Genomic DNA, 8,510 nt, shown 5'->3' on the forward strand with positions numbered 1-8,510 from the left:
GGTCGTCCCCGACGGTCAGTCGTGAGGGCGACGCCGAGACGATCACCTGGGAGGGCTCGGATCCTGTGCGGCTGGTGATGGTGGACAGGGTGGGCCACTCCTTCCCCACCCTGTCCGGCAGGTGGGGCCGCGACGGTGGGGCCCGGTACGACACGCCCGGCGAGATCTGGCGGTTCTTCTCCCCCGGCCCGCCGTGAGGACGCCCGGTCGACCCGCCTCCCCCGGGCCGCCCTGAGCGTGACGGTGCCGGTGGTCAGCCGCGCTGGCCGCGCCACGCTCTCCACGCCCCGGTGGACCACAGCGCCCACGCCACCAAGAGGGGCTGGAAGAACAATCGGATGAGGCGGGCGCGGTCGGTGTCCAGTCCGAAGGCGGCCGTGCCGGTGACGTACTGCGAGATGTTGCCGGGGAAGATCGCCACGAAGAAACCGGCGGTGATCCATCCCACGGCGGGCCGGAACCTCGTGGGCGCCAGGATGAGGGCGGCGCCCAGTCCGATCTCGACGACTCCGGAGGCCAGCACCACGAAGTCCGGGTCCAGGGGAACCCAGGTGGGTACCTGGGCCTGGAACTCCTGCCGCATGGTGGTCAGGTGTCCCACGCCGGCGCCCAGCAGTGCGGCGCCGAGGGTCCAGCGTCCCAGGTGGCGGATCACCTCGCCGGCCCGGCCCGGGCGTCGTGTCATCCGGGTGCCGGTGCGTCCGGCCGGTTGCGTACCTGGGGTGTGCTCCATGCCAGAAGTATTGCGCACAACTCAATTGTGCGCAATCAAATTCTGCGGGACAATGGGGAGATGAACGCCGATCTCCGCCTCGACCAGCAGGTCTGCTTTGCCCTCTACGCCGCTTCCAGGGCGTCGACAGCGGCCTATCGGGAGGCCCTCGCCTCAGCCGGACTCACCTATCCCCAGTATCTGGTGATGCTCGCCCTGTGGGAGGAGGACGGTCTGTCGATCCGACAGCTGGGCGACCGGATGCTCCTGGACTCCGGCACCCTCTCCCCGCTGATCTCGCGGATGGAGGCCGCCGGGCTGGTGTCGCGTGACCGGGCGGGCGGGGACGCCCGGAGTGTGACCGTCGTGCTGACCGACGCCGGGCACGCTCTCCGCGACGAAGCGGGCCGCATCCAGTGCTCCCTGCTGGAGAAACTGGACCTGCCGGCGGAGGACCTTCTCGAGCTGCGTCGACTGGCGCGGAGTGTCGTGGCGGCGCTGGAGCGTGCCGACGCGACGTGAGTCCGGGGGTTCCGCCGGGGCCCGGGTGGGGTCAGCCGTGCGGAGCCGGATCCGGCCGCGGAACGTTCTGCAGCCTGAGCTGGCCCCTCGCGAGCACCCTGCCGCTCTCGGACTGGCTGATCACCACGTCCCACAATTGCTGACTGCGCCCCTGGAACAACGCTTCCGCGATCACGTTCACCCGCCCGCCGGTCGACGCCCGCAGGAAGTCGGTGCCGTTGTGGACACCGACCGCGATCTGGCCCCGGTCGGCCACGGCGGCTCCGGCGCCCGCGCCGCCCGCGGACTCGACGATGCTGGCGTAGACACCTCCGTGGACGGTTCCCCACGCGGTGAGGTGGTCGTCGCCCAGAACCGCATGGCCCCTGAGGCTCGTCGCGGTCACCTCGTCGACGACGAGCCCTGAGGCCCGGACGAATCTGCTCGCATCATCGGAAGAGGCATCGGGAAATCCGTCGGAGGTGGTCATGAGTTCTTTCTACCCGCACCCGATCACCGCTCCGCGGACCTCGCCACGGGTTGGCGCAGGATCGTCCGCAGCCGAGCCGGTTCGGTCTTGCGCGCGTCGGAGAGATAGATCTCGTGATGGTGCCCCGAGGCGATCAGGCCGTGACCGGGGATGACCTCCTCGTGCATCCGGGCGATGACCGGCCCCTCCGCGTCGTACGGTCCGACGTGCAGGGTTTGAACGGCCTGACCCTCGGCGAACTCCTCGAAGCGGACCCGGTCCACCGCGACGGCCGGCTTCCTCGCGGTCACCTTCTCGACGGCGGAGGCCACGATGTCCGGAGTGATCCAGTCCGGCTGCGAGATCATCATGGTCCACTCCCAGGCGTCCTTGTCCCGGGCGGTGAACACCGCGAGGTCGCGGGCGTACCAGAGGCCCTCGAGGGGGCCGACGGTGTGGACGCGTCCGCGGTCGACCTTGACCGCCGCCCGCACCGCATACGAACACGTGTACAGGGCCTCGAGTGCCCAGCCGTAGTCCTCGGAGGTGTTGGGGTCCCCGCGGCCGTCGGCCATGAGGAACCGCATCGTGGGCACGTCGACCACGTCGAACCTCCCGACTCTTCCGTTGTAGAGGTCCCTGCGCTCGCGCTTGATGTCGAAGGTGTCCACTGCTCACCCCTCACGCAGTTCGTCGAGTTGCCGGCGGTAGACCTCGGTGAGGTCGTCGATGTACGCGCGATCCCACCTCGGCGTGATGTGCTTACTGCAGTTGGCGTCGGCGGCCACGAGATCCACGACGATCGCCCGCTCCACATACCCGGTGTAGGTCCTCTCCCCCATCGTCCGCAGGCGTCCGATCAGGTCCGGGTCCTGCTCCGGCTCGACTATCCGGGCGTGACCGAACACCTTGAGCCGGGTCCGGGTGGGGTAGTCCACGAAGAGCAGGCAGACGCGGCCGTCGTGGTCCACGTTGCCCACCGAGACGTACTGACGGTTGCCGCGGAATTCCACCCACGCGAGTGACGTGGGCGTCAGGACGTGGACGAATCCCGCGGGTCCGCCGCGGTGCTGGACGTATGGCCACCCGGACTCGGTGACGCTTGAGAGGAGGAAGTGGTCGGCGCGTCGGATCAGCGCGGAGTCCGTTCCCTCCAGGGCGAACTCCCCGGTTTCCGGCGGCCGGGTGACGCCCGCCGACTCCTGCCGTGCACGGGCGGCGGGGCCGAACGCGATCTCGGGGTATCGGTTGGTGGGCATGGCCACGACCCTAGTCCGCCGCGCCGGGCCGTCAACTGGCGTTGACGGCTGATTGGTGTCAACGTAGGTTGACACCAGGGGTGAGGGATGTGGACACGACCTTTGACGACGACGACGACCACGACGACCACGACGACAAGCCGAACCCGGTCGCCCGCCTGGCCGCGATCTCGGAGGCGAAAGCTGCGCTCGCCCGGGAGGAGTCGGCAGCGGTCCGACACGCTCGGCTGCACGGTTTGACCTGGGCGGAGATCGGAGTCGTCCTCGGCGTGAGCAAGCAGGCGCTGCACAAGCGGTTCGGTAAGGCGGGTTGATCGCCGGTACCCCTCACCCGATCGCGGGCTCGACACCCTCCGCCACATAGTGGGCCAGGTGCTCACCGGTGAGCGTGGATCGGGCTTCCACGAGCTCGGCGGGCGTGCCCTCGAACACGACGCGGCCGCCACCGTGGCCGGCCCCGGGACCGAGGTCGATGATCCAGTCCGCGTGGGCCATGACGGCCTGGTGGTGCTCGATCACGATGACGGACCTGCCCGCGTCGACCAAACGGTCGAGCATGCCCAGCAGGTTCTGGACGTCGGCCAGATGCAGGCCTGTGGTCGGTTCGTCGAGCACGTAGACCTCCGCCTTGTCCGCCATCTGCGCGGCCAACTTGAGACGTTGCCGCTCCCCTCCCGACAGCGTGGTCAGCGGTTGTCCCAGTCGGACGTATCCCAGTCCCACGTCGCGGAGCCGCGACAGGATCTTGTGCGCGGCGGGGATCCGGGCCGGTCCCTCGCGGAAGAACTCCTCGGCCGTGGCCACCGACATCGCCAGGACCTCACCGATGTTGCGCTCCCCCAGCCGGTATTCCAGTACCTCGGCCTGGAACCTCCGACCCTCGCAGTCGTCGCACCTCGTGGCGACCCCCGCCATCAGACCGAGATCGCTGTAGATCACGCCCGCCCCCTTGCAGGTGGGGCACGCGCCCTCGGAATTGGGGCTGAACAGGGCGGGCTTGACGCCGTTGGCCTTGGCGAACGCCTTCCGGATGGGGTCGAGCAGCCCGGTATAGGTGGCCGGGTTGCTTCGGCGGGACCCCCGGATCGCGGCCTGGTCGATCGCGACCACACCGGGTCGTGGGGAGACCGACCCGTGGATGAGCGAGCTCTTTCCGGACCCGGCCACGCCGGTCACCACGCACAACACCCCCAGCGGGATGTCGACGTCCACGTCCCGGACATTGTGGGCGGTCGCACCCCGCACCTCTATGTGGCCGGTCGCCCTCCGGACCTCGTCCTTGAGCGTCGCGCGGTCGTCGAGGTGGCGGCCGGTGACGGTGTCGCTCTCCCTCAGGCCGGTGACCGACCCCTCGTAACAGATCTCGCCACCCGTGGACCCGGCGCCGGGCCCCAGGTCCACGACGTGATCGGCGATAGCGATGATCTCCGGCTTGTGTTCCACCACGAGGACGGTGTTCCCCTTGTCGCGCAGCCGCAGCAGCAGATCGTTCATCCGCTGGATGTCGTGTGGGTGCAGCCCGATCGACGGCTCGTCAAACACATAGGTCACGTCTGTCAGCGCGGACCCCAGGTGTCGGATCATCTTGACGCGCTGTGACTCGCCACCGGAGAGCGTGCCGGCAGGCCGGTCCAGGGAGAGGTAGCCCAATCCGATCTCCACGAAGGAATCCAGGGTGTGCTGCAGCGCCGCGAGCAGTGGGGCGACCGACGGCTCGGAGAGTCCACGAAGCCACTCGGCCAGGTCGGTGATCTGCATCGCGGAGGCATCGGCGATGTTCAGCGCGCCGATCCGCGACGACCGTGCGCCCTCGTTCAGGCGGGTGCCGTCACAGTCGGGACAGTTGGTGAACACCACGGCCCGCTCGACGAACGCCCGGATGTGCGGCTGCATCGCCTCCACGTCCTTGGCCAGCATCGACTTCTGGATCTTCGGGATGAGCCCCTCGAAGGTCACGTTGATCCCGTCGGGACCGGATCCCTCCGGAGCAGGTCGTGCATCTCCTGCTCGGTGAAGTCGCGGACGGGCTTGTCCATGTCGAAGAAGCCGGACCCCGCGTAGATGCGCCCGTACCACCCGTCCATCGAGTACCCGGGCACCGTGATCGCTCCCTCGGCGAGCGACCTGGAGCGGTCGACCAGAGCGTCGATGTCGAAGTCGGATACCGACCCCCGCCCCTCGCATCTGGCGCACATCCCGCCGGTGATGGAGAACTCCGCCTTCTGCCGGCTCCCGTCCGCCTTCGTGAGAGTGCCCACCCCGCTGGCGGACGCGACGTTGAAGGAGTACGCCTTGGGCCCGCCGATGTGCGGATCCGCCAGTCGGCTGAACAGGATGCGCAACAGGGCTCCGGTGTCGGTGGCCGTGCCGACCGTCGAGCGGGGATCGGACCCCATGCGCTCCTGATCCACCACGATGGCTGTGGTGAGGCCGTCGAGGAGGTCGACGTCGGGGCGCGCGAGGGTGGGCATGAAGCCCTGGAGGAACGCGCTGTAGGTCTCGTTGATCATCCGCTGGGACTCGGCGGCGATCGTGGCGAAGACCAGGGAGCTCTTGCCGGAACCGGACACGCCGGTGAAGGCGGTGATCCGACGTTTGGGCAGGTCGACGCTGATCGACTTCAGGTTGTTCTCCCTCGCCCCCTGCACGCGGATGACGTCGTGGGTGTCGGCGATGTGGTCACTCACGGGCCGTCTCCTCGCTGGTGTGTCTGCGGTCAACCGTAGGTCCCGGACACCCCGCCGGGGAGGGATACCTCAGCCGCGGTTCACCTCAGTCGCTCCGCGCGCCGGGCAGCGGCCACCAGATCGCCGGACATCCGGGACAACTCGGTGGCGTCCTCCCCCTCGAGGATCGCGGTGTGCAGGTCCTCGCACGCGCACCTGAGCTGGAACATCCGGTCCATGAGGTCTGTCGACTCGGCCTCCGAGAGCACCACCGTCCCCTCCGGCAGTTCTCGGACGCGCAGTGACTGCCGCTGTTCGTAGGCGCGCTGACGGCACGAGCGGCGGCAGTACCGTCGTCGTCGGCCCGTGTGGCCCTCGTCCACCGGACGCCCGCACCACGCGCACGAGGCCTCGCCCCGCCGGGGCGGGGGGTGATCGGCGGGGGCGTCGGTGTCCACGGAGGTCAGGGTACCGAGACGGTCCCCGACTGGCCTGCTGCCGTGGCGCGTGGGAACATTTGGGGGGTCACCTGGCGTTACATCATCAGGAACACGGCAGCGTCGTGTCGCAGGCAGCTGGACAGACGGACGAACACGGTAGAAGGAGTTCGCATGGCAGATCGAGTCCTCAGAGGCAGCCGCCTCGGTGCGGTGAGCTACGAGACCGACCGGGACACCGATCTCGCGCCCCGGCGGATGGCCAAGTACCAGACGGAGAACGGCGAGGTGTACGAGGTCCCGTTCGCCGACGACGCCGAGATCCCCGGCACCTGGATGTGCAAGAACGGCCAGGAGGGCCAGCTCATCGACGGTCCGGCGGTCGAGGTCAAGAAGGGCAAGCCACCGCGTACCCACTGGGACATGCTCCTCGAGCGTCGCTCGCTCGACGACCTCGAGGACCTGCTCAAGGAGCGGATGGACATCCTCAAGAAGCGTCGGCGCGCCGGCGCCCGCTGAGCATCCTCACGCTGAGCATCTAGACCCAGCAAGGACGCCCCGGCCCCCTCACAGGGCCGGGGCGTCCTGCGTTCAGGGGGTGCCAGGTCAGCCTCCAGTGGGCGCCGGTTCAACGCCGAACGAGCGATCTCAGCTGTCCGCGCCGCTTCTCCCAGCCCCAGCGGGCCACGTTCACGGCGGCCTCCCGGAAGATCGATTCGCTCATCTTGGACTGTCCGACGGTGCGCTCGGTGAAGGTGATGGGGACCTCGACGACCGTGCCCCCGGTGTTCAACAGCCGCCAGGTCATGTCGATCTGGAAGCAGTAGCCCTTCGACTCGATGGCGTCCAGATCGAGGCGTGTCAGTGACTCGCTGCGATAGGCCCGGAAGCCGGCAGTGATGTCCTTGATGCCCACGCCCAGCATGATCCGGGAGTAGACGTTGCCGCCGCGGGAGATCACGTGGCGCTGCCACGGCCAGTTCTCCACGCTGCCGCCGGGCACATAGCGCGACCCGATCACCAGGTCCGCACCGGCGTCGACCGCCGCGAGCATCGCGGGCAGCCGCTCGGGCGGGTGGCTGCCGTCGGCGTCCATCTCCACCAGCACGGTGTAACCGCGCTCCAGACCCCAGCGGAATCCGGCGATGTAGGCGGCTCCGAGCCCCTGCTTGCCCGCGCGGTGCAGGACGGTGATCCTCCCCCGCGCGTCTTCTGCGGCGAGCCGGTCGGCGACCTTCCCGGTGCCGTCGGGGCTGTTGTCGTCCGCGATGAGGACCGCCACGTCGGGAGACGACGCGAGCAGACGCTCGACGACGCCCGGCAGATTGTCCCGCTCGTCGTACGTGGGGATGATCACCAGGGTCCGCGCGGACGGAACGGCGGGCGGAGGCGCCATCGGATCGGTCACTTACGTCTCCTCGTGCTCGGTCGCGGGTCGCTGCCGGGTGGAGATCAACGCCCATCCCAGGCCGACGAGCCCGATGAGACAGCTCACCATCTGCGGGATGCCGCCCAGTCGGGTTGCCATCGTACCGGCGGTCCCCAACTCGACCTGCGCCGCCAGCGTCGCGGGCTCGAAGATCCCGGTCTCCTGGAGCACCTGACCGTCGGGGCCGATCACCGCGCTGACCCCGCTGGTGGCGGCGATGAGGACGGGGACATGGTGCTCCACGGCCCGGACCCGCGACATGGCGAGTTGTTGGTAGGTCATCGGGGATCTGCCGAAGGTGGCGTTGTTGGTGGGCACGGTGAGGATCTGGGCACCGCGGGAGACCGGCTCACGGGCCGCGGCGTCGAAGGCGATCTCGAAGCAGATGGCCACACCGAGGTCGATGCCGGCCGCGGTGACCAGCCCGGTGCCGTCCCCCGGGACGAAGTGCCCCGCGGTCCGGGCGATCGGGAACAGGGCCTCGAGTGGCGCGCGTAGTGGCAACCACTCCCCGAACGGCTGGATGTACTTCTTGTCGTGGCGGTCGACCACGGGATCGGCGGCGGTGTCGGACGATCGGCCGTCCCAGACCAGGTAGGAGTTGGTGGCCTCGGGGCCGTCTCCGACCGGCAGGACGGTCCCCACGAGGATCGGGGCCTCCAGACGCCGGGACAGGGCGGTGATCTGTGCACCGGCCAGCCGGTCGGCCAGCGGCGAGATGTCGGAGGCGTTCTCCGGCCACAGCACCAGGTCCGGCCGGGCCGTCGTGCCGGCCTCGACGTCGTCGACGAGCTCCGAGGTCACCCGCAGATGGTTCTCGAGGACCGCACGGCGCTGGGCGTTGAAGTCCAGCCCGAGTCGGGGGACGTTGCCCTGGATGACGGCGATGTCGGCAGTCTCCCCTGGTGCCCCGGTCGTGGTGTCGACCGCGGCAGCGGCGACGAGCCCCACGGTGGCCAGTGGGACCGCCAGGAGCCCGGTGGCCGCGCGCAGTGGATGACGCCGGCGCGCGAACAGCATGACGGCGAGCCCGAGCG

11 protein-coding genes and 1 pseudogene are annotated in these 8,510 nt (G+C 69.3%); 4 read left to right on the forward strand and 8 right to left on the reverse strand.

Annotated features, from left to right (window positions below):
• Positions 1–197, forward strand: a 197-nt coding sequence (locus G6027_RS03310; protein ID WP_182635393.1) for a hypothetical protein, incomplete at its 5' end; no start/stop codon positions are given.
• Positions 198–253: 56 nt separating this feature from the next.
• On the opposite strand, the gene G6027_RS03315 is transcribed toward G6027_RS03310, so the two are convergent.
• Complete coding sequence (locus G6027_RS03315; protein ID WP_182635407.1) at positions 254–685, reverse strand: DoxX family membrane protein; 432 nt, start codon at positions 683–685, stop codon at positions 254–256.
• Between the two features lie 108 nt (positions 686–793).
• On the opposite strand from G6027_RS03315, the gene G6027_RS03320 reads away from it, so the two are divergent.
• Positions 794–1,234, forward strand: coding sequence for a MarR family transcriptional regulator (locus G6027_RS03320; RefSeq protein WP_182635395.1), 441 nt, complete (start codon positions 794–796; stop codon positions 1,232–1,234).
• 31 nt (positions 1,235–1,265) lie between these two features.
• On the opposite strand, the gene G6027_RS03325 is transcribed toward G6027_RS03320, so the two are convergent.
• The 3 genes from G6027_RS03325 to G6027_RS03335 are packed head-to-tail and all read right to left on the reverse strand — an operon-like array spanning position 1,266 to position 2,941.
• Entirely contained in the window at positions 1,266–1,703 is a 438-nt protein-coding gene (locus G6027_RS03325) for a PaaI family thioesterase (protein ID WP_182635397.1), read from the reverse strand.
• 23 nt (positions 1,704–1,726) lie between these two features.
• Positions 1,727–2,353, reverse strand: a complete 627-nt coding sequence (locus G6027_RS03330; protein WP_182635399.1) for a GyrI-like domain-containing protein — start codon at positions 2,351–2,353, stop codon at positions 1,727–1,729.
• Positions 2,354–2,356: 3 nt separating this feature from the next.
• Positions 2,357–2,941, reverse strand: coding sequence for a pyridoxamine 5'-phosphate oxidase family protein (locus tag G6027_RS03335; RefSeq protein WP_182635400.1), 585 nt, complete (start codon positions 2,939–2,941; stop codon positions 2,357–2,359).
• 89 nt (positions 2,942–3,030) lie between these two features.
• Between G6027_RS03335 and G6027_RS18585 the strand changes: the two genes are divergently transcribed.
• Entirely contained in the window at positions 3,031–3,255 is a 225-nt protein-coding gene (locus tag G6027_RS18585) for a sigma factor-like helix-turn-helix DNA-binding protein (protein WP_182635402.1), read from the forward strand.
• 13 nt (positions 3,256–3,268) lie between these two features.
• Here the strand turns inward: G6027_RS18585 and G6027_RS03345 are convergent.
• A pseudogene (locus G6027_RS03345) lies at positions 3,269–5,628 on the reverse strand (excinuclease ABC subunit UvrA).
• Between the two features lie 80 nt (positions 5,629–5,708).
• Entirely contained in the window at positions 5,709–6,065 is a 357-nt protein-coding gene (locus G6027_RS03350) for a hypothetical protein (RefSeq protein ID WP_182635404.1), read from the reverse strand.
• A 153-nt stretch (positions 6,066–6,218) separates the two neighbouring features.
• Here G6027_RS03350 and G6027_RS03355 point away from each other — a divergent pair, with 153 nt between their 5' ends.
• Positions 6,219–6,563, forward strand: a complete 345-nt coding sequence (locus tag G6027_RS03355) for an RNA polymerase-binding protein RbpA (protein ID WP_179525251.1) — start codon at positions 6,219–6,221, stop codon at positions 6,561–6,563.
• A 109-nt stretch (positions 6,564–6,672) separates the two neighbouring features.
• Here the strand turns inward: G6027_RS03355 and G6027_RS03360 are convergent, their stop codons facing one another.
• A complete protein-coding gene (locus G6027_RS03360; protein WP_182635409.1) occupies positions 6,673–7,440 on the reverse strand; it encodes a polyprenol monophosphomannose synthase in 768 nt (255 codons plus the stop codon).
• Between the two features lie 12 nt (positions 7,441–7,452).
• Positions 7,453–8,510 (reverse strand): apolipoprotein N-acyltransferase (gene lnt / locus G6027_RS03365; RefSeq protein ID WP_182635406.1); only part of this gene is annotated, 1,058 nt, incomplete at its 5' end.

Origin of the sequence: Dietzia sp. SLG310A2-38A2 (genome assembly GCF_014145095.1) — a bacterium.
Taxonomy (GTDB): Bacteria; Actinomycetota; Actinomycetes; order Mycobacteriales; family Mycobacteriaceae; genus Dietzia.

Excerpts from the sequence above, each read along its gene's own strand:
- G6027_RS03315 (WP_182635407.1), bottom strand. The coding sequence starts at position 685 with ATGACACGACGCCCGGGCCGGGCCGGCGAGGTGATCCGCCACCTGGGA.
- G6027_RS03320 (WP_182635395.1), top strand. The coding sequence starts at position 794 with ATGAACGCCGATCTCCGCCTCGACCAGCAGGTCTGCTTTGCCCTCTAC.
- G6027_RS03325 (WP_182635397.1), bottom strand. The coding sequence starts at position 1,703 with ATGACCACCTCCGACGGATTTCCCGATGCCTCTTCCGATGATGCGAGC.
- G6027_RS03335 (WP_182635400.1), bottom strand. The coding sequence starts at position 2,941 with ATGCCCACCAACCGATACCCCGAGATCGCGTTCGGCCCCGCCGCCCGT.
- G6027_RS03355 (WP_179525251.1), top strand. The coding sequence starts at position 6,219 with ATGGCAGATCGAGTCCTCAGAGGCAGCCGCCTCGGTGCGGTGAGCTAC.
- G6027_RS03360 (WP_182635409.1), bottom strand. The coding sequence starts at position 7,440 with ATGGCGCCTCCGCCCGCCGTTCCGTCCGCGCGGACCCTGGTGATCATC.